Raw genomic sequence first — 24,492 nt, forward strand, 5'->3', positions numbered from 1 at the left:
TAGCGCAAAGAGAGAGTCGTGCTCAAATTAAGTTCAGTTTCAGTAGAGGGGCGGATTAGCGACATTGCTTTAGACATTGAAGCGGGTCAATGGTGGACCTTACTTGGCCCAAATGGGGCGGGCAAAAGTTCTTTATTGTCTGTGTGCGCGGGTTTAGAGCAATACGATGGAAATATTGCGATTACACCCCGCTTGACCCTGCAGACGCAAGCCCACAGCGATAAACCCAATAGCGATAAAACCAATAGCGATAAAACCCATAGCGATAAAACCAATAGCGATAAAACCCATAGCGATAAAACCCATAGAAATAAACATTGCGCAGCACTACGTGATCTGCCGCTTTCACAATTGAGTGCATTTAGATGTATGCTCACTCAGCAACATCAATTGCAGTTTCACCTAAGTGTGAGCGAACTATTTTCATTTTTTACCGCTCTCGATAATATTCCCGCGCCGATTGATGATGCTTTATCGATCACTGAGCTAATTGATCAAGCTTTTCATCAGCTCTCAGGTGGCGAGCAGCAGCGGGTGCATTTAGCGCGCAATCTTATGCAAGTGTGGCCAGCAATCGAAACTGGCTCAGCCCTTTTAATACTTGACGAGCCCCTTCAGCAAATGGATGTGCGCATACAAATAAAAAGTTTGACGCTCTTCCAATCTCTTGCCTCTTTGGGCAACACAATAATCATGAGCGACCACGACATCAATCATGCTTTGCATTTTTCGACTCACTGCTTGTTACTCAAAGGTGGACGCCAACTCAAACATGGGCCAAGCCAAGAGGTGTTAAGCCTTGAGAATTTAGAAAGGCTCTATCAGCATAAATTTGAATGGATAGAACGGGCAGACTCCCACACTGTGCGCAAGTATTGTGTGGCGCGCGCCGATTAAATGCTGATTCGCTGGTATCAATCGGCAGATCCAAGGCACCGCTTTTGTCTAAGCCTACGCGCGAGTTGTCCCAATGACTGCCTTGCTGTCCCTGCCAGCCATTGCTGAGTCGACGCAACAGGTACACTTGCGTATTTCCGTTCTCGTCATACCAATGCCTTTCTATTGATGATAGTAGGTGGCAAACTCATCGCTAAACATCTATTTAAGCTGAGCATTTCTCTATAAACTATGGACTCAATTGGAGAACCAGCCACTATTTATGGAAACACCTTTTCAATATTCCACAACCTACTCTTTAGACAAAAGCCACTTTAGCGAGACCTTTGACGAGTCAATGCCGAGCAAACGTTCGATGTCGGAGTATTTCAAGGCAATAGCTCTAGTCTTATTTGGGGCGGCTATACTCGTGTTCACCTCGCTTAGCGGATACGCGGCTTGGTTTATTATTGTACTGGGTATTGTGGACGCGCTCGGCGTCTATTTTAAAAAGCCATGGTGGCTGGCAAGGCAAATGATCAGTCGAGCGGCAAACACAAAACTCACTCTTAGCATAGATGAAGAGGGCATTAGCAGCCGCTCAACGTCGATTTCCAGTAATATTTTGTGGGCCGATATTCAGCAAATTGAAAAAACTAAACGAGGCTGGATGTTGCATCATAGTGCAGGCCGCCATTATTTGTCTGATCGATGCCTATCAGACGAAGCAAGCGCTTTCATTAAAACGAAAGCGTCACAGCGCTCCGTTCACTCTTATAAGGCGCGCTAGCATTGAGCGGGAGAACAAAAAACGTCGCAAAGAAGCCTCAAATGAACAGTGCCTTTTTACAAAAGCGAAGACTTTTTGCTTAAGCCACCTGCAGATTGTGGTAACCTTTGCGTCATTAATTAAGTCATCAAACCATCAACGCGTTTAGAGAAACACCATAGGGAAGATTTGTGAGTAAGTGGACAATCGATAGCTGGCGTGACAAGCCCATACTGCAACAACCAACATATAAAGACCCAGCCAAACTGCAAGAAGTAGAAGCAAAAATTACAAGTTATCCGCCCCTTGTATTTGCTGAAGAAACACGGCAATTGTACAAGAACTTAGGCGAAGTCTGCGAAGGAGAGGGCTTTTTACTCCAAGGGGGGGATTGCGCAGAGTCTTTTGACGAATTTAATGCGCCTAAAATTCGCGATACGTTTAAAGTGATATTGCAGATGGCGGTGGTGCTTACCTTTGCAGGACGCTGCCCCGTAACAAAGGTGGCGCGTATGGCTGGGCAATATGCAAAGCCGCGTTCGGGAGATTTTGAGACAATTGACGGTATCAGTTTACCGTCTTACCGAGGCGATATTATCAACAGCTTCGAATTCACCGAAGCGGCACGCGAGCCTGACCCAAACCGCATGCTGGATGCTTACCATCGCAGCGCATCTACGCTGAATCTGCTGCGCGCTTTCGCACAAGGCGGTCTTGCAGATTTGCATCAGGTAAACCGCTGGAATATGGCGTTTTTAGAAAACAATCCTTTAAAAGAACGCTACCAAGATTTAGCGACTCGCATTCAAGACACCCTTGGATTTATGGAAGTTATTGGACTGAACAGCAGCAATACAGCGGCGCTACACGAAACGTCTTTGTATACCTCGCATGAGGCACTTTTGCTTAACTATGAACAATCCTTAACACGTATCGATACTCTGACTGACAAACCCTACAACTGTTCTGCACATATGCTGTGGATTGGTGAGCGCACACGTCAGTTAGACCATGCTCATGTAGAGTTTTTCCGCGGGATCAACAACCCCATCGGCGTCAAAGTAGGGCCAAGCATGCAAGAGGATGAACTCATTTCTTTGATTGATGCTTTAAACCCAAACAACTCGCCAGGGCGATTGACCTTGATTACTCGCATGGGGGCAGACAATTTAGCGCAAAACCTTCCTCGTTTATTGCGTCGCGTAAAAAGCGAAGGTCGTAAGGTTGTGTGGAGCTCAGACCCTATGCATGGCAACACATTCAAGGCCTCCAGCGGCTACAAAACGCGTAACTTCGATGCAATTTTGAAAGAAATAAAGCAATTTTTTGATGTGCACAAAGCAGAGGGTACGCATGCCGGTGGGATTCATTTGGAAATGACAGGGCAACACGTGACAGAGTGCACAGGCGGCGCATATAAAATCAGCGATGATGATTTAGCGCAGGCTTATAAAACCCAGTGCGATCCTCGTTTAAACGCTGATCAAGTGCTTGAAATGGCGTTTTTAGTCGCTGACCATATAAAGAGCGCGCGGTAAACCATAAGCAATTATCATTGTTAAAAGAGGCTTGTTACTATGTTTATCAAGCCTCTTTTTGTTGAGCTTGCCACAATTTTGCGTAAATTCCTTGAATAGCCATAAGCTGTTCATGACTGCCTGACTCGACAATATTCCCCTGATCCATAACCAATATTTTATCGGCATCTACAATTGTCGATAACCGATGTGCAATGACCAGCGAAGTGTGGCCCTGTGCTAGATCGCGAAGGGCACTTAAGATAGCCTGCTCTGATTGTGAGTCTAACGAGGATGTTGCCTCATCAAACACCATAATAGGAGGGCGTTTTAGAATCGCTCGTGCAATCGCGACTCGTTGCTTTTCACCGCCTGAGAGCTTAAGTCCACGCTCGCCCACTTGCGTGTCTGTTCCGTCAGGAAGTTTTGCAATAAATGCCTCAAGATGTGCCAAACGAATGGCTTCTTGGATATCTTCATCAGCAGCATCAGGACGGCCATAGCGAATGTTTTCATACAGCGTGTCGTTAAAGAGCACGGTGTCTTGGGGCACGATGCCAATATTCGCTCTAAGGCTGTCTTGTGATACTTTTGCGATGTTTTGATCGTCAATAAAAATGCTGCCTTGATCTAAATCGTAAAAGCGAAATAAAAGCTTCACTAAGGTGGATTTGCCGGATCCGCTCTCACCGACAACGGCCACTTTTTGTCCCGCATCAATGCTAAAGCTAATATTGTTAAGAATCTGGCGCGACGGGGTATAGCCAAAACACACATTTTGAAAGTGCACGATCCCTTTATTTACCTGCAAAGCTTCACTTTGCGCAGCGTCATTAATTTTCGGAGCGCGGTCGAGCAACATAAACAAGTTTTCAATATTCGTTAGCGAGCCGCGAATTTCACGATACACAAACCCTAAAAAGTTAAGCGGCATGAAAATTTGCATGGTAAACGCGTTCACCAACACAAAGTCTCCAATAGTCATGTTGCCATTGGCTACTTCAAACGCGGCGAGTGCCAGCATGGACGTCATCGCAAGCGCAATGATAAAGGCTTGTCCGCCATTTAAGGCAAATAGAGATAATCGGTTTTTTCGTCGTGCGGTTTCCCAAGCGGCCAGACCAAGATCATATCGATTGGCTTCAAAGCGCTCGTTATTAAAATATTTTACCGTTTCAAAATTCAATAAGCTGTCAATAGCCCGCGTATTTGATTGGTTGTCGGCCCGATTCAGCTCCTTAACAAATTTTGTTCGCCAGTCGGTGGCTCGCATGGAAAATACGACATAAATCACCACAGCGGCTAAAATAACAGTCGCAAAGGTAAAGCCATAATTGTAAAACAAAATGCCTACCACCATGGCTATCTCAAGCAAGGTAGGTCCAATATTAAACACCATAAAGCGCATCAAAAAGCTGATGCCGCTAGTGCCGCGCTCCATGTCTCTGGATAAGCCGCCAGTTTGCCTTGATAAATGAAAATCGAGTTCTAAATTATGTAAGTGTTTAAATACGGTCAAGCCAAGTCTTCGCATGGCGCGCTCAGTGACTCTCCCGAATAAAGTATCGCGAATCTCGCCAAACAACACATTGGCCAAGCGCAGCGCGCCATATGCCACAATAAGCGCAAGAATAACCCCCATTATCTGTTCTTTCGCAGTATCTAAATTCAGGTTGTCAACGATATGCTTCAAGATAAAGGGCAGGGTGACGCTAGCCAGTTTCGCCGCTATCAGGCAGCTTAGTGCTAACCAAACGCGGGTTTTAAATTCGGCTAAATAGGGCCACAGGTTTGCGAGTATGCGCCAGTTAAACTGTGCTTCTTCGTTAACTGGAAATCGGGGCGTTCGCATAAAGTTACATTCCGCTTAGGATTATCAGGAGGGCTAAGTATAGACACTCGATGTTAAAAGGGTTTATTTTCAGATACCTATTGTACCCTCGGTATACTGTTGCATACTGTTAATCGAGGGGCAATTCGATTACATTCTACTCATGCTAACGACTATCCGATCATCCTTAACTCTTGTAAACAGCGCTTTAATTGTGGCTGCGTCTATTGCTGTGTTGCTATTTTCGATAGTGACGCATGAAAAACTCTTTACCGAGTCAACGGCGTCTGACTTAAATGGACTGGCGGTGAATATTGCAAATGATCTGATGCTATCGATGACAAGCGATGAGCCAAATCTTTTTGCGATCAAAACCACACTTCTGAAACTCGACCCTTACCAAAATGTGAAGTACGCTGCTGTGCTCGATACTGAGGGCGCGATTGTGGACAAATACAGAGGCACTGCACAGACCGTGATTGGCGCTCAGCGCAGTGTCGATGAACAAGTGGTGCTTGATACGTTTAACCGTTCAGCCGACGGCGTCACAATAAATGAGCAAGAGGTGATTGCAAAAGTGCTCATTGGTGACAAAACGCTCTCTTTTGGATACTTGCTCATTGTAAACGATTTATCTGCACCGATGAATGAAAGTAAATCAGAGCTTCTTTCAACCGTTGCCCCTTTGATGATCATTGTGATTGCCCTTGGCGGTACTTTGTCAATGTGGCTCAACCAACAGTTTTTATCTCCTTTTAGACAGCTCGCAAGCTTCGCTAAGCGCATCAAAAGTACCAATGACTACTCAATCGATGTCAACGTGTCGGGAAAAAAAGAAGTGCAAGACTTAAGCGCCGAATTTAGCTCCATGATGCAGACTATCTACACCACCGAAACGAAAAACAAACTGCATGCACAGCGATTAGAAGATCAGCGAGAGCAAATGGAGTATTTGGCGAATTACGACGAGCTGACTGGATTGATGAATCGTCAGTGCTTTGTAAAAGAGCTCAAAAAAGATTTAAGTGACGCCAAAATAGCGGGCTCCAATCCAATCCTTTTCTATGTTGATTTGGATGAGTTTAAAGGGATTAATGATAGTCACGGGCATCATATTGGCGACAAGCTATTAAAGTCAGCTACCTCTCGAATGGAAGCGGTGCTTAGTAGCAAAGTAAAACTATGCCGCTTTGGCGGAGATGAGTTTTTAATTGAGTTTCCAGAGGGCGGCGACATTGATTTTATTACGCACAACGCAAACACCATTATAAATGCCCTTTCTAAAAGCTTTTCCATAGAACAGTGGGAAGTGGAAATCAGTGCAAGCATTGGTGTGTCGTGTGCGAAAGGCTCGGACTATGAGCTTGAAAAATTTCTGACAAATTCTGATATGGCTATGTATGCTGCCAAAGCCAGAGGTAAAAATACCTTTGTGATTTTTGACGATTCAATGTCTGAGCAAAACTTGCGTAACTTACAAATTGCAGGTGCTTTAACAACGGCCCTTAAAAACAAAGACTTTAGTCTGTACTATCAACCAAAGGTCAATAGCCAACATGTTATCGTAGGCTTTGAAGGCCTTATCCGATGGATTCATGATGATTTGGGGTTCGTGCCGCCGGATGAATTTATTCTCATTGCTGAGAAAACCGGTAAGATCAATCAAATCACGCATTTTGTGATTGAGCAGGCATGCAAAGATATTGGCGCATTAACCAAACAGTTTGGTGAGAACATTGTACTGTCAGTTAATTTATCGTCTCACGATTTGCGTCAAGCCAGCTTGTCATCTTTTATCAAAAAGACCTTTATTGCGCACAATGTTTCGCCTCACAATATTGAGTTTGAAGTAACCGAATCTGCTTATTTGGAAAACTTTGAAGAGGCCAATCGCTTCTTCCATGACATGTCTGAGTTGGGATGTTCAATAGCCTTGGACGACTTTGGTACTGGATATTCTTCGCTGAGTTACCTCACAAAAATTGATGTAGACACATTGAAGATTGATAAAGAGTTTATCGATAAATTTGGTACCTCTAAAAGAGATACCTTGGTCACTAAATCGATTATCCAGCTTGCTAAGCAATTAAATTTGAAAATTTGTGCAGAAGGTGTGGAAACCAAGCAACAAGCTAAACTGCTACTTGATGAGGGCTGCGACCAACTGCAAGGCTACTATTTCAAAAAGCCAAGCCCTTTGCTCGACCTCATGGACATTGAACAGGCTGTGTAAGGGCTAAAATTTAGTACAGGACATCTACAGTCTATTCGCTGAGGCTTTTAATTCATAAACCACTTGCATGCCTTCCGGCACTGGATAGCTCGCTGAAATGTAGGCAATAACGTCTTCATTGCGTTGTAGATACGCCAATACGTCTGCTTCAGACTGCATCATTTTAGGCGGCTTCATGCGCCCTGAAAATCGCATCTGCGCCCAGTAAGACTGAATTCTCGCTTCGGTTAAGCCAACTATCATGGTATTAAAAGCGGCTCTGCTGTGGCTTGCATGCGATAATTCCACGGGTTTTAAATCGTAACCTGAGCCTCCGCCCATAAATAAGTTTACGACTTCTTGTTTGCTCAGTTGGCCAATCGCATGTTCAGAGTTAGTGATGACGCGCAAGCCTTCGAAAGCGCTAACGGATTTAGTAAACGCCATTGCACACACAAGTGATGCAGCGAGAATGGTGGTTTGAAATAGTGCTTTAGATGTCATCAGAATACCCATTCGACAGCGAATTGTAGTAGCTGTCCTGATTGCTCTTCATTATTACGAGGGACTTGGTCAAAAAAGCCACGCGTGCCCTGTTCACCCTCAATATGGGTAAGTTCAGCTTTTATGGCTAAGTTTGTCCGCATGTCGTAACGTAAACCCAATGTATATTGATAGCCTTCATCTGGAGGAACTTGACCCAGTACAAAACCATATCCGATGGCTAGCTGGTCAAGCTCTGGGCTTAGCCCAATGGGAATTTCACTGGGTGCTTGCCCAACGCTAGAAGTCCCGTATGAGACGGTGCCATGAAAGGTAAATGGATATGCATTGATACCCGCGCTCAGGTAACCGCTTTTTCTAACCGCAATTAAAAATGCGTCTGAGCGAGTAATGGTGTATTCCCCGCGTAAAAAATAATCGATATCTTCATAAGCAAGACCAAGTTGGCTAATACTTACAGGGTCGTTAATTAATAGGGTGTTTGCAGATTCAATAAAGCCTAATTGAGATAGGGTCTGTGAAAAAGCGCTTAGCTCTGCCTGTTCAACTTTGGTATCTCCGATGTGGTGAGAAAGTCGCAAAGAGAATTTGTTGCTAGATACGTTAATCAATACACCGGCTATGTTGTCTACGTCAGCATAGATGTCTTCTGAAAAGAGCGTGATATTGCCATCAAACTGTCCATAGTAAGCTTCTGCATAAGCGTTGAACCGGGAGTTACTGAAATTATAACGTCCAAGCAGTCCATCAAATTCAGTAAAAAGATAGTTGGTGTAGACCGAAATTGGAGGCGTTATCCAATGGTATGCAAAACCCACGTCAATGACGTCGCTATATTGAAAAAACGGAATACGCTGGCGGCCAAATTTAACTGAAATATATCGACTCGGACGGTAATCCGCGTATAGCCACTGTATGCCAGAGTCTCTAAATTCATTGCTGTGGTAAATAGCCTGCCCAACAAGCGAAATTGATTGGCTTAAGGCGCAGTCCCCCCGAAGGGCAACTAAACTGTCGTTGTCAAAGCTGATACTGTCATCATAGCCTCTTAAGCTATTGTCATCTTGTAAATACTGCCCAGCAACGAGACGCGCAAAACCAGAAAATTCAAAATCATCGCTTGCATCAACATCACATGAGAGTATCAATGCCAATAGACTTGCACTAACCGATAAGAACTTATTCAAATTAAACGCTCCTAATTCGACAAGTGAATTTCAAAGATGACTTGAACGTTTTCCGGTAGCTCTGCCGCGCTCGATACATAGGCGATTGTGCCTGAGTTTTGGCGTACATAAGCGAGAACATCTGACTCATCGTCTAACATCATGGGTGGTCTCATGCGTCCTGAAAAACGCATTTGTGCCCAATATGATTGAATGCGGGCTTCAGTTAAACCCACCACCATAGTATTGAAAATGGCTCTATGCTCATTACCTGGAGGCAACTCAAGAGGACTCAAATTGAACTGAGAGGCACCACCCATGAAAAGATTGACAATTTCTTGCTTGCTAAGCATTGGCAGCTCTTGATCCGCATGCGCAATGACACGCACACCATCGCCGGCATAAGCTTGATTGAAGCATGCAATGAGGCCGATAAAAGAAGTAATAAGAATATAGTGTTTAGTCATAATTAACAGTTTCATTAGAACACCCACTCTGCAGCAATTTGAAACAGCTGTCCTGATTGTTGTGTTCGATTGGGCGATGGAATGTCTACAAAGCCACGTGTGCCCTCTGAGCCTTCAATAAATGAGACTTCTGCTTTTAATGCTAAATTTGTTTTGATGTCATAGCGAACACCAATGGTATATTGATGGCCTTGGTCCGGCGGAATACCATCCAAAATGGCGTTGAAGCCTGCCGTGAGTGCATCAATTTGCGGGTTGATACCGAATCTGAGTTCATTAGGTGGATCATCTAAAACAGCTTTACCGTATGCAGCGGTGACATGATAGGTAAAAGGGTAGTGATTGATGCCAGCGGTAATATAGCTCGCTCGGCGTTTCGATACCAAGAACGCATCAGATGTGATAATCATATGTTCTGCTCGGACGAAATAGTCGAGGTCTTCATACGCAAATCCAATTTGTTGAATGCTTGCCTGGTCGTTTATTCTCAAGCTATCGGCCGTTTTAGTGAACCCAAATTGTTTCAACACCTGTGCAAAGCCCTCGAGACTTTCTTGTCTGACATCAGCGTCGCCCTGATGATGAGATGCACGAAGTGTTAATTTTCCTTTTCTTGCTTCAAAAACAACGCCGCCTACATTCGTGACGTCTGCAGAAATGTCTTGCGAAAAAATGTTTATGTTACCTTCGTAGCCGCCATAATACGCTTCGGCGTATCCGCTAAAGTAACTCGTGCCAAAATTATAGCGTCCGAGTAAACCGTCAAATTCAGTGAATAGAAAATCTGAATACATCGCTACAGGCAAAGTGACTTGTGGATACGCAAAACCCACGTCAATTACGTCGCTGTATTGAAAAAATGGAATGCGCTGACGACCAAGTTTTAGGGAGAATGAACGTGACGGTGAGTAGTCCAAATACAACCACTGAAGGCCAGAGTCTCGCAATTCACTGCTATGCAATAAGCCCTGTGCAACAATGGACAAAGAGTCACTGATTGAATAGTCGCCGCGAAGGGCAATAAGGCTATCTTCACCGAATTCAAGTTCGTTGGTATAACTGCGAAGTACGCTGTCGTCTTGATCATAATAACCGGCGACTACGCGAGCAAAACCAGAAAACTCAAAGTCATCACTGAAATCTGCAGATGCGCTGATTGGGATACTTACGCATAATATTAATAATAGTGCACGTATCAAAGTATGTAATCCTAATGTGTGTTCAAAAATTCGATCCGTTTTTTGTTATTGTTCGAACGGAATCGCATATACACATCAGATATCGGAATAAACCTAGATTTCTTTATAAGGGATAAACAAAAGCAGTGAGATTTGGACATAAAAAAGCGCGTAAAACGCGCTTTAAGCTTGAGCAAGTTACTTTACAAGCGTTTTAATTTGATGTTTCTAAACCATACTGGGTCGCTATGGTCTTGTAGACCAATGAAACCCGACTGGGGTACTTTTGACCAGGTTGGATTCAAGCCGGGGAACTTGCTATCGGCAATCATAGCTTCCCATTGTGGCGTGTCCATAGAATACTCAACCACCACCTCACCGTTTTGAATATGCTTCACCGAACGGTTTTGAACGTGGATTTCAACCTCGTTCCATTGTCCTACGGGTTTGGCATTTTGCGGCACAGCAGGCACTAAATCGTATAGTGATCCTGCCTGTCGATTACCCTCTTTGCCTTTGCTTGCGTCAGGGTGACCATCATTATCGAGCACTTGCATTTCTGGCGCTGTTAACCAAATAAAGGGATATTGCGTGTCTTCTTCGCTTTCTTTGCCTAAATAGAAAATCCCTGAGTTACCATTTTCGGATATCTTCCATTCGAGCTTAAGAATAAAGTTATCAAATTGCTCATCAAAAATAATATCAGCTCGGTCGGTTTCTTGCGCTTGAGTAAAGTTTGCCTCGCCAATCATATGAAGAGCATCGTCTTGAATAACCCATGTGCTGGGTACGTCAGTGCGATTAAAACCACGCCAGCCTTTGAAGCTTTGACCGTCAAACAAAAGCTCAAAGCCTTCGGAGCGCTCCTCGTCACTCAATTGATTGACGATGTCATTTGATTGCGCCGCAGGTTCACTGTCACTTGCGGAGTTTGTTGATGGAGCGTCGGAGCAGCCTGCAAACAACAGAACGAATGATAGACAAAATGACGCGCTAACCATTGAAAGCCTTGCCTTTCTCTTATTCAACAAATGAGCCTTGTTCAACAAATGGGCCTTATTCACTCATTTCTCCTTTAATTAATTGACCAAACGCGGGTGTTTTCATCAACATCCATTTCTGGCTCCCAGCCTCCGGGCACGGGCAAATACGCGAGCACTTTTTCTCCCACAAGCTCTGACTCAAAGTAACCCTCTAGCGTCAATACTCTTAAGTTATAGAGAAAGTGGTACAAATAGTATTGGTCTTCTTGGCCTTCTGGCGCCTCTGTTTTGTCGGCTAGCCAAATCATGGATTGCGCTTCATCTTTTGGAAGCTCATATACAGATTTAACGAAGCTTTCTCTTTTTGCGATGCTGGCGTCGCTAAATGGCTGTTTATGTTCATCAGCAAACGCGGCCTCTGCCACTTCGAGTCCACGCAAAAACTTCTTCCGTTGATTGTCATCCATTAGTTGGCTGTACAAAGCGTCAATAAAATTGACGATGGGTACGTCTTCTGCACCAGGCAAGTCTGCAGATTTTGGAATGATCACATGGGTCATTAGCGCGATGGATTTCGCTTGAGCCTTGCTTAAAAATGTGAAGCTCGCTGCGCCATCAGCCGTATTGGCATATGCTGTATTGAGTACTGCCAGAACGCTGGTTGAAGATAAAACAACGCCTGAACCTAAAGCCAGCGACTTTAGCGCCTGTCTTCGCGTCATATTCATATTCTATTCTCCTTAAATGCTTTAATCGCATAGTCGGCGGCACGCGCGGTGAAGGCCATATAAGTCAAAGAAGGATTTTGGCAAGCAGCGGAGGTCATAAAAGCGCCGTCAGTCACAAACACATTCGGCACTTCGTGAATCGCGTTGTACTCGTTCAACACTGAGGTCTTCGGGTCACGGCCCATGCGAGCCGTGCCCATTTCATGAATACCTAAACCAATTCCGTACTGATTTTCGAATACCTGAACGTTTTTATAGCCTGCCTTTTCGAGAATCATTTTCGATTGCTGGCGCATGTCTTCACGCATGTTGATTTCGTTTTCTTTTAGCTCTGCAGAAAAAGTGACCGTTGGAATGCCCCATTGGTCACGCTTATCAAAATCAAGCCGCATGTGGTTGTCGTGATGAGGTAATATTTCCCCGAATGCCATCATGCCAATGCGCCAAGGCCCTGGGGCAATCAGCTCTTGCTTGAGTGGTTCACCGATACTGAGTTCGCGAATACCTCGGGTCCAGTTTGTGCGACTTGCGCTGCCTTGGAAACCATAACCGCGAATGAATTTATCTGAGGTGCTTTGTTCGTCCATATTGCTAAATCGCGGGATGTAAAAGCCGGAAGGGCGGCGGCCTCTATAGTACTTATCGTCAAAACCTTCAATTTCGGCTGACGCGCCAATGCCTAAGTGATGATCCATAATGTTATGACCTAACTCACCTGAGTCGTTGCCCATGCCGGTGGGGAAGCGTTCTGAGCGGGAGTTAAGCAATATTGCCGTTGAGGCCATTGATGACGCACAGCAAAAAATAATGCGTGCATAAATGGTAGACTTTTCTTTGGTTTCTGCATCAATCACGTTGACGCCGCTGGCACGCCCTGTTTTCTCGTCATATTCGATAGAGTGCACAATGGCGTTGTTTTGAATGGTCAAGTTGCCGGTGCTTAAGGCGGCAGGAAGCGTCGATGATAAGCTGCTAAAATAGGCGCCATAAGGACAACCACGATTACAGCGAGATCTAAACTGACACTTCACTCGCCCCTCAAATTGTTTATCTCCCGTAATATGCGCGGTGCGACCGTTGGTCATAAGGTGTGAGGTACCCCAAGACGCCATTTTTGCCTGCAGGTCTTTCTCAACCACATTTAGCTCCATAGGCGGGAGCAGCTTGCCATCGGGAATTTGTTCAATGCCGATGTTTCGACCCGATACGCCAATAAATTCCTCAACTTTGTCATACCATGGTTTAATGTCGGCATAGCGCACGGGCCAATCAACCCCTACGCCTTCTTTCCTATTGGCTTCAAAATCTAAATCGCCCATGCGATAGCTTTGTCGACCCCAAGCAATGGTGCGCCCGCCAGTCTGATAGCCGCGCATCCAGTCAAAACGCTTTTCTTCGTTATATGGATGCTCAACATCATCAACAAACCAATGCGCCATTTCAGGGCGCGTTGTGTATCCGGTTCGAGCTTGTTTAAACTGTCTATCTTTGGTGTCAGGGCGAGGGCGACCTTTAAGATCGTAATCCCACTTGTCGTCGTTCATGGTGACATAATCTTTCACATGCTCAACTTTGCGACCGCGTTCGAGCACCAGGGTTTTTAAACCCCCTTCACATAATTCCTTGGCAGCCCATCCACCCGACATACCGCTACCAATTACAATTGCATCGTATTTCATTTGAGATTCCGTGTTGTGCGCTATCACCCATTAGCGAAGTAATGGCCGAAAAAGGGAATAGCGGCAGACTGTTTACGCTAAATTTACAGTCAGTAAACAAAGCAATAACGAGACTACAATAAAACGGCTTGCAAATAAATTTTTTAGCTCAACACGGCGCAATTTTTTGAGTGTGGTGGACATCCTTATTTACCCTATGGTTTATTGAGCAGGTGTTCAAAACGTTGCGCCCTTGCTCTAAGTGCTTCCAACTCATCCATTAACTCAAGCACTAGTGCAGCTCCTGCAGTGTTTAAACCTAAATCGCGCTTTAGCCTCAATGCTCTTGTGACTCTATGCAAACATACACCGTGAAAGTATACCGTGTTAGACCGTGCCTCAGTCGGCTCCAACACACCATATTCCATTAGCTCCATGATTTGATCTGCGTTGACCCCACAACTGCGGCACACCTGGCCTAAACTTAAGGGCTTGTCATCGATAATTTCTGCAATATGCACGTCAACTTTTGTTTTACTCATGCTTTACACTCCCATGGACTGGCGAGGGTTGAAGTTAAGCGCCTCTTTAAACGCTGCATAGGCCTTTTGCGCTTTGTCATTATCTGCTTTAGGCAAAACAACATTTAAGACTAAAAATAAATCGCCGGGGCTTTTTGCCGGAATACCGCGTGATTTCAAGCGCATTTTTTGCCCGGTTTTAGAGTTTTTCGGTATGGTTAAGTCTACCGTTCCGCTCGGGGTGGGTACGTTGATTTTATCTCCCAAGGCGGCTTCCCAAGGTGTGACTGGCAGATTTACATACACGTCTTTACCTTCAACCGAAAAGCGCGGATGCGGATTAAACTGTATTTCTAAGTACAAATCGCCCGGGCTACCATCACCCATTCCGGTCTCACCTTGACCGGCAAGGCGAATTTTTTGACCTTGTTTAACGCCTTTCGGTATTTTTACATTTAACGTGCGTGAATCAGGCGAGTAGCGTCCATCACTCCCGAGTTTTTGATGCGATAAGGTCAGGGTTTTATTTGCGCCTTGATAAGCATCTTCAATATCTATACTGACTTTGGCATGAGTATCTTGACCATGAGCATGAAAGCCGCCATGGGAATGTCCGCTTTGCCCGCGTCCGTGTGCGCCTCGTCGTTGTCCAAAAAGCTGCTCAAAAAAGTCACTAAATTGGGCTGCGTCGCCGTCGGTAAATCCGCCGCCGTCAAACTCAAAGTCTTGCTTGAAGCCCGGTGGAGGTTGGAACCCTTGGTTTTGATCCCAGTTACTACCAAGCTGATCATAGGCACTGCGTTTTTGTGGATCTTTCAGTACCTCATAGGCCTCACCAATCTCTTTAAAGCGCTCTTCTGCATCAGACGCTTTACTTACATCCGGGTGATATTTGCGTGATAGCTTGCGATAAGCGCTTTTTATGTCATTTTGGGTAGCATCGCGCTCAAGTCCCATAATTTTGTAATAGTCTTTAAATTCCATATTGGCCCTTATCTAAGTAATGAAGAGACTAAGGCAGATAAGTGACTATCCGAGCTCGCTTATCTGCTTTGTGCACTTACACCTACGCGGCGTTTTGTTCACGCGCTTTGCAATTAAATGTAATCTTGTCGTTTTCGCATGCAATTTCAAGCTTATCTTCGGGCTTAACTTTGCCTGCCAGAACCAGTTTAGAGAGCTCTTTTTCAATGCGTGCTTTTATGACACGTTTGATGGGGCGAGCACCATACACCGGGTCAAAGCCCGCCTTGCCAACCAAATCTAACACTTCTTGGGTGACCACAAGCTCAATATCACTTTCGGCCAAACGCTGGCGTAAGTAGTCTACTTGCACACTGGCAATCTCTCGTATTTGTTCAAGTTTCAATGAGTGGAATACCACAATATCGTCTAGGCGATTAATAAACTCTGGTCTAAAGTGTCCGGATACGACTTCCATTACCTGAGACTTCATCTGGTCGTAATGCTCATCACCTGACAGCTCTTGAATTAAATGACTGCCCAAATTAGACGTCATGACTATCACTGTATTGCTAAAATCTACCGTGCGGCCTTGCCCATCCGTAAGGCGACCGTCGTCTAAAACCTGAAGTAGAATGTTAAACACGTCAGGGTGCGCTTTTTCTACTTCATCTAGTAAAATAACAGAGTAGGGTTTACGCCGAACTGCTTCAGTTAAGTAGCCGCCTTCCTCGTAACCGACGTAACCCGGTGGCGCTCCAATCAAACGAGCAACGGAATGTTTTTCCATAAACTCAGACATGTCAATGCGCACCATTGAGTCTTCTGTATCAAATAAAAACTCCGCTAAGGCTTTGGTTAGCTCGGTTTTGCCGACTCCAGTTGGGCCTAAGAACAAGAAGCTTCCGTTAGGGCGTTTGGGATCCGCCAAACCGGCGCGTGAGCTTCGAATAGCATCAGCAACTGCAACAATTGCCTCGTCTTGACCAATCACTCGCTTATGAAGCCCTGCTTCCATATTCAGCAACTTTTCGCGTTCGCCTTCAAGCATTTTAGATACAGGAATCCCGGTCCAGCGGGACACGACTTCGGCAATTTCTTCATCAGTTACCTTATTACGAAGTAAGGTCATTTCTACTGATTCAGCCTCTTGTGCTTGCGCCAATTCTTTTTCTAACTCTGGAATGCGGCCGTATTGTAGCTCCGACATGCGACCCAAATCATTGGCGCGCTTTGCTGCCTCAAGCTCTGTGCGCGCATGATCTATGGCCTCTTTTATACTGCTTGCTCCTTGTAATGAGGCTTTTTCTGATTTCCATGTTTCGTGTAAATCTGAAAATTCGCGTTCTATTTTTTCAATGTCTTGCTCAAGTATCTCCAAGCGCTTTTTGGAAGCCTCATCCGACTCTTTTTTGAGCGCTTCGCGTTCAATTTTTAATTGAATAAGGCGTCTGTCGAGCTTGTCCATTGCCTCTGGCATTGAGTCAATTTCCATACGGATACGTGAGCCGGCCTCGTCTATAAGGTCAATGGCTTTATCGGGTAACTGGCGGTCAGTGATGTATCGCGATGATAGCGATACCGCCGACACAATAGCCGAATCTGTAATATCTACGCCATGGTGAATTTCATAACGCTCTTTCAAGCCGCGCAATATTGCCACCGTGTCTTCTTGCGTGGGCTCATCCACCAGCACTTTTTGAAAACGTCGCTCAAGAGCAGCATCTTTCTCGATGTACTGACGATATTCGTTTAGCGTGGTCGCGCCAACACAATGCAATTCACCGCGGGCGAGGGCGGGCTTGAGCATGTTTCCGGCATCCATTGCGCCTTCCGTTTTTCCTGCGCCTACCATCGTATGCATTTCATCAATAAATAAAATGACCTTGCCCTCTTGTTTGGCAACATCATGAAGTACCGCTTTTAATCGTTCTTCAAATTCGCCTCGGTATTTTGCGCCTGCAACAAGCGCAGCCATATCAAGCGACAATAAGCGTTTTTCTCTTAAACCTTCTGGTACTTCACCGTTAATAATGCGCTGCGCTAAGCCCTCTACAATGGCTGTTTTGCCCACGCCGGGCTCACCAATTAGCACTGGGTTGTTTTTGGTTCGGCGCTGTAGCACTTGTACAACGCGTCTGATTTCATCGTCGCGCCCAATCACTGGGTCAAGTTTGCCTTGCTCTGCACGCTCGGTTAAATCGAGGGTGTATTTTTCTAAGGCTTGTCGTTGCTCTTCAGCGTTGGGATCATCAATGTTTTGCCCGCCACGCACTTGCTCAATGGCTGACTCAAGCGATTTTGCAGTAGCCCCCGCGTTGCGTATTAATTTGCCTGCGTCACTTTTGCTGTCTTCAACCATGGCTAAAATAAAGAGCTCGCTTGAGATGTATTGGTCATTTCGTTTTTGACTGAGTTTGTCGGTAAGGTTTAACAACCGGCTAAGGTCGCTTGAAACATGGACTTCACCCGACGTGCCTTGCACCTGTGGTAAGCGCTCTAAGGCCTCGCCTGTACTTGAGCGAAGCTGGTTCACATTTACACCTGCTTGGCTAAGTAAAGGTCGAACGGTGCCGCCTTCCTGATTTAGCAGCGCCATGAGTAAATGCAGTGCTTCTATATATTGATGATCGCGTCCTACAGCGAGACTTTGTGCGTCGCTTAAGGCTTGCTGAAATATACTGGTAAGTTTGTCCATTCTCATATTCGTTTTCCTCTTAAATTTTTCTCAGACGCTCACATGGATAATACGTGATTGCTTTGTATGCTTTTGGTTCAAAGGCCTAGCTCAGCTACAGCGTATGAGCACCTTGCCAGCTAGGCCACGTTCTGTTGATGTTTAGCCGTTAGACACATCTTCAAAGTCAGCATCTATCACATCGTCGTTCGCTGACTGGCCTGACGCTTTGGCATGTGCTGTCTCAGCTTTACTTTCATCAGCGCTTTGCGCTTGTGCGCGCTGCATAGCGCTGTCAAAAGTGCCTTGCAGTGCTTGAAGCTTTGTGTCGATGTCGGCTGCATTGTCAGTCTTAATGGCCGTGTTAAGGTGCTCAATCAAGGCCTTAATTTCGCTTTGATCTTCTTCTGCCAGCGCGTCCATTGAGCCTTCTATTGCGTGTATCGCATGGTCAGCCTGATTACGTTTTTCAATCAATTCACGCTTTTGCTTGTCTTCGCTCGCGTGCTGCTGGGCATCTTTTACCATGCGATTTATTTCATCCTCGCTTAAACCGCTTGAGGCGGTAATGGTAATGCTTTGCTCTTTGCCGGTTGCTTTGTCTTTAGCCGACACATGCAAAATGCCGTCTGCGTCAATATCAAAGCCCACCTCAACTTGCACCGAGCCTCTCGGTCCTGGCGTAATGTCTGTTAGGTTAAATTGCCCTAAGGACTTATTATCGCTTGCCATTTCGCGCTCACCCTGAAGTACGTGCACGGTTACCGCAGGCTGGTTATCTTCAGCAGTTGCAAACACCTGTGATGCCCGTGTAGGGATAGTGGTGTTTTTGTCAATTAACTTAGTCATCACGCCGCCGAGGGTTTCAATACCTAGCGATAGCGGGGTGACATCTAGCAGTAGCACATCGTCAACGGTTCCTGATAGCACGCCTGACTGCACCGCGGCACCTAAAGCAACGGCTTCATCAGGGTTGACGTCTTTGCGAGGTGTTTTTCCAAAGAATGATTCAACGGCCTCTTGCACTTTTGGCATGCGTGTTTGACCACCCACCAAAATGACTTCGCTGATATCGTTAATGCTCAAACCAGCATCTTTCATGGCCTGTTCGCATGGTGCAATGGTTTTTGAAATAAGCGATGCGACTAAGGATTCAAGCTTCGCTCTCGTTACCTTCACATTTAAGTGTTTAGGACCGCTTGCATCTGCTGTGATGTAGGGCAGATTAACTTCAGTTTCCATCGCTGATGAAAGCTCAATTTTTGCTTTTTCAGCCGCCTCTTTAATTCGCTGTAAAGCTAAGGCATCAGAATGCACGTCAATGCCGGTGTCTTTTTTGAACTCATCGGCAAGGTAGTTAATTAAGGTAAGGTCAAAGTCTTCACCGCCTAAGAAGGTATCGCCGTTGGTGGCGAGCACTTCAAATTGCTTTTCACCATCGATATTGCTGATTTCAATAATCGACACGTCAAAGGTGCCACCGCCCAAGTCATACACGATGACTTTTTGCTCAGCGTGACTAGTTTTATCTACGCCATAAGCCAAAGCGGCTGCAGTTGGCTCGTTAATTATGCGCTTTACGTTCAAGCCGGCAATTTTGCCCGCATCTTTGGTAGCTTGGCGCTGGGAGTCATTAAAGTAAGCGGGCACAGTAATAACTGCGTCTTTTACGGAGCTGCCCAAATAGGCCTCTGCATCCTTTTTGAGCTTGCGTAACAGTTGTGCTGACACTTGCTGAGGCGACATCGTTTTTCCATCGACCTCTACCCATGCATCGCCATTATCTGCCTTAATGATTTTAAAAGGCGCCAGTTTAATATCTTTTTGCACTTCTGCATCGTCAAATTTGCGGCCAATTAGGCGTTTAATCGCAAATAGCGTGTTTTTAGGGTTGGTGACAGCCTGTCGTTTTGCAGATTGTCCCGCGAGTGTCTCGCTGCCGGTATAGGCAACAATAGAAGGAGTGGTGCGATTACCTTCTGCGTTTTCAATAATTTTTGATGTGCCGTTTTCCATCACTGCCACACATGAATTGGTGGTGCCTAAGTCGATACCGATACTTTTAGTCATAATAATTGCCTCTGGTTGTGTTCATCGGTCAAGGCAGACTGTTAAAACTTCTGACTGCGCATTAACCATCCGTAAAAATGCTAAGCAATGAAAATTCGAGCTTGGGCATTTGTTTGATGGCCGTATCATACGCCGCAGGTATTTATCCATCTGTCACATAGGTGACACTCGTTGAAAGAAATTTAATGGCGCTCACAGCTAAAGTAACCCGAACTCTGGATAAGAGACAGCGCTCAGCAGCCCTAATGGCGCGGATTACTGCGTTATAAAAGTGAGCAATAGAATCACTATTACGTCACTTTTACGCCTTGTCCTCCACGCCATTAGGACTACTGAGTCTAACAATCTGAAATCTCAGCACTTTTTAAATTCCTGCACTGCCTCTTATCCAGAGTCCAGGTTAAGTAAAAATGTGGGTATGAACATGACGAGGATCAAAAATGAAGCAGTCTTGGAATAGTGAGCTTTGAAACAGGAAGCCCAACCATAGGAAGTTCTCTTCTATTGTGAAGAAAAGATGCAAGCGCAGCAAAGTTCAAAACACCACTGCATCAGTGCTACTATTACCTAATATCTAATATCGTAGTAACAGACAGGGTGTTGTTATGTCAGATAATACTATCTTGTTACCTCAGGGTGTAAGTCCCAGTTTGGTGCAGCAAGTCAATGTATTTGCTGATTTGCCAGCGAAGCTTGTGCAAGAGTTCGCATTTAGTGAATGGAATGTGGGCGACTATATTAATCCTCAGATTCTTACTGAACGGTTTTTCATCATGCTTGATGGGCAATTGGAAATTAAGCAGTGCAACCCAGAAAGTGGAAGAGAAATTACACTAGACATGCTCTTTATGGGCGATTGTTTTGATCTGATGGTGTTACTTGATGGTCAACCTCACGATGTTATTTTATCACCTCTGAGCAAAGTAAAGCTCATTTCTGTTGCTTTAAACAGCATGCGGAAATGGCTTTGGACCTATCCTAAATTTAATCAGCAGTTTATGCCTTATTTAGCAAAAAAGATGCGCGAAAAAGAGCGACAGGCTAGTGATTTAGTTCTATGCGATGTGACGGTTCGCCTTAGTCGTATTATTTTAGATCAGGTTAATAAAATACGGCTGTATGAGGGCCCCCAAGATCATGAGCATCGTTATCACTTGGTTAATGGCTTTAGTGATGAAACACTGGCTAGAATGACGGGCTCGGTGCGGCAAGTGGTCAATAAACAGCTGCAATACTTAAAGCGCAAAGGCATTATAGACAAAAAGCGTAATCAGTTGATTATTAAAGACTTAGAAGCGCTCAGAAAAGAGGCGCAATATACCCACAGCATAGTAACTAATGCCTAAATAAATAATACGCGGATAAGGTTCCAGGCGGCTGAGTAGCTTGCCATGGAACGCATCGCTAAGGTTTCGGTTTGAACACCCTGCTACTAATGAGGCCTTCCTTTGCCAAGCTCTGAGTTCAAGGCACAATCGCCTGAAAAAACGACTAAAGAGGAACTCAGTTCCATGCTAGTCAGCTCTGTTGCACCTTTGGTAGCGCAACACCCCAATAAGAGCGGAATTAGACTACTGGGCGACCCTAAAGATGCCTTCGCCGCGCGAATGTTATTAGCCTTAAGTGCCCAACGAACCTTAGATATTCAGTATTACATATGGCAGAACGATATTACTGGCGCGCTGCTGTTTGAAAGTATTGTTGAGGCCTCGAATCGAGGTGTTCGCGTGCGTTTGCTTCTTGATGACAACGGCGTTTCTGGTCTCGATGAGGCGCTGTTGTCATTAGATAGACTGGATAATGTTGAAGTGCGCTTGTTCAATCCCTTTGCTCAGCGCAGATTTAAATGGTTAGGCTTTATTACTGATTTTTCGCGCGTTAACCGGCGTATGCATAATAAATCGTTCACAGCAGACAACAGCGTCACTATTGTTGGCGGGCGAAATATTGGTGACGATTACTTTGGAGCAACAAGCACTATCCTCAAGCAAGACCTTGATATTGTGGCGATTGGTTCGGTTGTTAATGAGGTATCTCTAGATTTCGACAAATACTGGACGAGCACTTCGGCACATCCTGTTAACGATATTTTGTTTAGCAATAAAATAAGTAAGTACTGCACATCAGAGTACTTGCCTGCACAAGTAACAAACCCAAAGCGAGACGCATACATTACAGCGCTGGAACGCTCTGGAGTCATGCACAGCTTATTGGCTAACGAAGACTTATTTGAGTGGGACACAGTCACCATGATAAGTGATGACCCAGCCAAAGGCGCAGGTCGTCAGTCTAACGATGCGCTATTGTTTACCAAGCTAGTGCAAATTATTGGTCGTCCACAATCAAGTCTGCTTCTGGTTACTCCTTATTTTGTGCCAACAAAGGAAGGGGTAGAGGCCTTTATAGATTTAGCGAAAAGCGGGATCAAGATAAATATAGTGACTAATTCGATGCAAGCGACTGACGTTTTGCCGGTTCATTCAGGATACGCAAAACATCGTAAAACTTTACTAAAAGCCGGCATTAACCTGTTTGAGACAAGGCCTAATGCTTCAGACGAGCAAAGTAGCGAAAAAAAGAAAAGACATTTTAAGAGCTCTGCGTCAAGCTTGCATGCTAAGACCTTTGCGATTGATTCAAAGCGACTGTTTGTCGGCTCATTGAATTTCGACCCTCGCTCAATGCATTTAAATACAGAGCTAGGTTTTGTGATTGAGAGCCCGAAGATTGCTAAGCAAGTCGAACAAGTCTTTGAAGCGCAGGCCGCTTACGCATCTTATCGCTTGAGCTTGGATAAAAAGGGTAAAATTAATTGGATAGAAACCAACAAGGGTCGTGAAACCGTTCATAAGACTGAGCCGGGCATGACGATATTTTCACGCGCTGCACTGGCACTATTGAGCCTACTTGCAATTGAATGGTTGCTTTGAGTTTGATTGCGTTAAAACGCGATACACTCGCCACGGGTGGCAATAATAGTACTTATCCCTTTTTCTTCCCATAATGCATGGGATAGTTTATCCAAGGCCTCACCATCTCCATGAACTAAAACAAGCTTTGGTGAAGTCGAAAAGTGTGAGATCCATTCTACAAGCGCTTTTTGGTCGGCGTGCGCTGAAAAACCACCAAGTGTCTCTATATTGGCTTTGACCGCAATACTGTCATTAAAGATTTTGACCATTTTTTTGCCATCGACTAATAGCCTTCCTAGCGTTCCCATGGCTTGAAAGCCACAAAAAATTACGGTGTTTCGACTATCCCAAAGGCGATTTTTTAAATGATGCTTTATTCTTCCTCCATTGCACATGCCGCTGCCCGCTATGATAAGCGCACCGCTGGCAATCTTATTTATCGCCATTGAGTTTTCGGGTGTGACAGACAAAAATAAGCTGGGAATAAAGTCTTTTATAATGGAAAGTGCATTAGGGGTCGCTTGGTTTATATCTTTTTGATCCAAAGATGAAAACCAGCTGTCATAAATTTTTGTGACTTCTATTGCCATAGGACTATCTAATATTACTTGCCAGTTTTGTAGTATACCCTCGCGATGCAGTTGACCAAGATAGAACAATATTTCTTGCGTTCGACCAACAGCAAAGGCTGGGATCATGATGTTGCCTCGGCGCGTTTCAGCTTCTTTCAAAATCTCTCGTAGCTGTTGAACGGTATCTTCAATGGGTCGATGATTTCTATCGCCATATGTGCCCTCCATAAGCACAATGTCAGCTTGTTGCAGATAGCTTGGGTCTTTCATCAACACCGCGTTTTTATTACCCAAATCCCCTGAAAATACTAACGTTTTAGTACTTCCTTTCTCTGTTATCTGGATTTGCACGATTGCAGAACCCAAAATGTGTCCGGCATCGAAAAATGTGCAACGAGCATGGTCGGATAGGTTGAAACTTTCTGAGTAGTCTTTAGTGACGCATAGCAACAAGGTTTTATATACATCATCTTCAGAATATTCAGGCTCTAGGGGAGCATTACCTTTGCGCAGACGCTTTCGATTTTCTCGCTCTAAGTCGCCTAAATAGATATTGACTGAATCTAGCAACATGATTTTCAACAAGTCGGCTGTGGCATCCGCACAATAGATTGGGCCTTGAAAGCCTAGACTCACTAATTTAGGCAATAAACCACTATGATCTAAATGAGCATGCGACAAGACAACCGCGTCTATATCATGAGGTTCGAATGCAAAATGCTCCTTTCCCAGTCGCTTAATAGAGTTCGCTCCTTGGTGCATGCCGCAATCAAGAAGTACTTTTCCTAAAACAGGTGATTCGACTAAATGACAGGAGCCAGTCACTTCTTGTGCAGCGCCCAGTATTTTAACGGTAGCCATTTTTACTATTCCTATTTTGTGGAATTA

Annotated in this window: 19 protein-coding genes; 6 read left to right on the forward strand and 13 right to left on the reverse strand. The window is 44.9% G+C overall.

What is annotated here, in order from left to right:
• The first annotated feature begins 18 nt into the window (after positions 1 to 18).
• The 3 genes from PN836_RS20440 to PN836_RS20450 all read left to right on the forward strand — a co-directional run bounded on the left by PN836_RS20440 (position 19) and on the right by PN836_RS20450 (position 3,183).
• Positions 19 to 897 (forward strand): ATP-binding cassette domain-containing protein, encoded by an 879-nt coding sequence (locus PN836_RS20440; RefSeq protein ID WP_395341980.1) that lies wholly within the window; start codon positions 19 to 21, stop codon positions 895 to 897.
• Between the two features lie 262 nt (positions 898 to 1,159).
• On the forward strand, positions 1,160 to 1,666 hold the full coding sequence (locus PN836_RS20445) for a YcxB family protein (RefSeq protein WP_395341983.1): 507 nt from the start codon (positions 1,160 to 1,162) through the stop codon (positions 1,664 to 1,666).
• Positions 1,667 to 1,836: 170 nt separating this feature from the next.
• Positions 1,837 to 3,183 carry a class II 3-deoxy-7-phosphoheptulonate synthase gene (locus tag PN836_RS20450; RefSeq protein WP_395341986.1) on the forward strand — a complete coding sequence of 449 codons (1,347 nt, stop codon included), beginning with the start codon at positions 1,837 to 1,839 and terminating at the stop codon, positions 3,181 to 3,183.
• 46 nt (positions 3,184 to 3,229) lie between these two features.
• Here the strand turns inward: PN836_RS20450 and PN836_RS20455 are convergent, their stop codons facing one another.
• Positions 3,230 to 5,014: an ABCB family ABC transporter ATP-binding protein/permease gene (locus PN836_RS20455; protein WP_395341989.1), complete on the reverse strand. Its 1,785-nt coding sequence runs from the start codon at positions 5,012 to 5,014 to the stop codon at positions 3,230 to 3,232.
• Positions 5,015 to 5,207: 193 nt separating this feature from the next.
• Here PN836_RS20455 and PN836_RS20460 point away from each other — a divergent pair, with 193 nt between their 5' ends.
• Positions 5,208 to 7,226 carry an EAL domain-containing protein gene (locus PN836_RS20460; protein ID WP_395341991.1) on the forward strand — a complete coding sequence of 673 codons (2,019 nt, stop codon included), beginning with the start codon at positions 5,208 to 5,210 and terminating at the stop codon, positions 7,224 to 7,226.
• A 24-nt stretch (positions 7,227 to 7,250) separates the two neighbouring features.
• On the opposite strand, the gene PN836_RS20465 is transcribed toward PN836_RS20460, so the two are convergent.
• The 11 genes from PN836_RS20465 to dnaK all read right to left on the reverse strand — a co-directional run bounded on the left by PN836_RS20465 (position 7,251) and on the right by dnaK (position 20,120).
• Entirely contained in the window at positions 7,251 to 7,709 is a 459-nt protein-coding gene (locus PN836_RS20465) for a hypothetical protein (RefSeq protein WP_395341994.1), read from the reverse strand.
• Entirely contained in the window at positions 7,709 to 8,896 is a 1,188-nt protein-coding gene (locus tag PN836_RS20470; protein WP_395341997.1) for a hypothetical protein, read from the reverse strand. Before PN836_RS20470 ends, PN836_RS20465 begins: the two co-directional genes overlap by 1 nt.
• Before the next feature lie 11 nt (positions 8,897 to 8,907).
• The gene (locus PN836_RS20475) at positions 8,908 to 9,357 is read right to left on the reverse strand and encodes a hypothetical protein (protein WP_395341999.1); all 450 of its coding nucleotides are present in this window, start codon (positions 9,355 to 9,357) and stop codon (positions 8,908 to 8,910) included.
• Positions 9,357 to 10,541, reverse strand: a complete 1,185-nt coding sequence (locus PN836_RS20480) for a hypothetical protein (RefSeq protein WP_395342002.1) — start codon at positions 10,539 to 10,541, stop codon at positions 9,357 to 9,359. Before PN836_RS20480 ends, PN836_RS20475 begins: the two co-directional genes overlap by 1 nt.
• A gap of 182 nt (positions 10,542 to 10,723) precedes the next feature.
• Positions 10,724 to 11,584 carry a 3-keto-disaccharide hydrolase gene (locus PN836_RS20485; protein WP_395342005.1) on the reverse strand — a complete coding sequence of 287 codons (861 nt, stop codon included), beginning with the start codon at positions 11,582 to 11,584 and terminating at the stop codon, positions 10,724 to 10,726.
• An 11-nt stretch (positions 11,585 to 11,595) separates the two neighbouring features.
• Positions 11,596 to 12,231 (reverse strand): gluconate 2-dehydrogenase subunit 3 family protein, encoded by a 636-nt coding sequence (locus PN836_RS20490; protein WP_395342007.1) that lies wholly within the window; start codon positions 12,229 to 12,231, stop codon positions 11,596 to 11,598.
• Positions 12,228 to 13,910: a GMC oxidoreductase gene (locus PN836_RS20495; RefSeq protein WP_395342010.1), complete on the reverse strand. Its 1,683-nt coding sequence runs from the start codon at positions 13,908 to 13,910 to the stop codon at positions 12,228 to 12,230. The genes PN836_RS20490 and PN836_RS20495 overlap by 4 nt, the downstream gene beginning before the upstream one ends.
• A gap of 194 nt (positions 13,911 to 14,104) precedes the next feature.
• Positions 14,105 to 14,431: a chaperone modulator CbpM gene (locus PN836_RS20500; RefSeq protein ID WP_395342013.1), complete on the reverse strand. Its 327-nt coding sequence runs from the start codon at positions 14,429 to 14,431 to the stop codon at positions 14,105 to 14,107.
• Between the two features lie 3 nt (positions 14,432 to 14,434).
• Entirely contained in the window at positions 14,435 to 15,394 is a 960-nt protein-coding gene (locus PN836_RS20505) for a DnaJ C-terminal domain-containing protein (RefSeq protein WP_395342016.1), read from the reverse strand.
• Between the two features lie 82 nt (positions 15,395 to 15,476).
• Complete coding sequence (gene clpB, locus PN836_RS20510; protein ID WP_395342019.1) at positions 15,477 to 18,077, reverse strand: ATP-dependent chaperone ClpB; 2,601 nt, start codon at positions 18,075 to 18,077, stop codon at positions 15,477 to 15,479.
• Positions 18,078 to 18,212: 135 nt separating this feature from the next.
• Positions 18,213 to 20,120: a molecular chaperone DnaK gene (gene dnaK, locus PN836_RS20515; RefSeq protein ID WP_395342022.1), complete on the reverse strand. Its 1,908-nt coding sequence runs from the start codon at positions 20,118 to 20,120 to the stop codon at positions 18,213 to 18,215.
• A gap of 605 nt (positions 20,121 to 20,725) precedes the next feature.
• Between dnaK and PN836_RS20520 the strand changes: the two genes are divergently transcribed.
• Complete coding sequence (locus tag PN836_RS20520) at positions 20,726 to 21,466, forward strand: Crp/Fnr family transcriptional regulator (protein ID WP_395342025.1); 741 nt, start codon at positions 20,726 to 20,728, stop codon at positions 21,464 to 21,466.
• Positions 21,467 to 21,631: 165 nt separating this feature from the next.
• Positions 21,632 to 23,050: a phospholipase D family protein gene (locus PN836_RS20525; RefSeq protein ID WP_395342028.1), complete on the forward strand. Its 1,419-nt coding sequence runs from the start codon at positions 21,632 to 21,634 to the stop codon at positions 23,048 to 23,050.
• Positions 23,051 to 23,061: 11 nt separating this feature from the next.
• Here PN836_RS20525 and PN836_RS20530 read toward each other — a convergent pair whose 3' ends face one another.
• The gene (locus PN836_RS20530; RefSeq protein ID WP_395342031.1) at positions 23,062 to 24,465 is read right to left on the reverse strand and encodes an MBL fold metallo-hydrolase RNA specificity domain-containing protein; all 1,404 of its coding nucleotides are present in this window, start codon (positions 24,463 to 24,465) and stop codon (positions 23,062 to 23,064) included.
• Between the last annotated feature and the right edge of the window lie 27 nt (positions 24,466 to 24,492).

The organism is Ningiella algicola, assembly GCF_028401415.2.
Classification (GTDB): Bacteria; Pseudomonadota; Gammaproteobacteria; order Enterobacterales; family Alteromonadaceae; genus Glaciecola.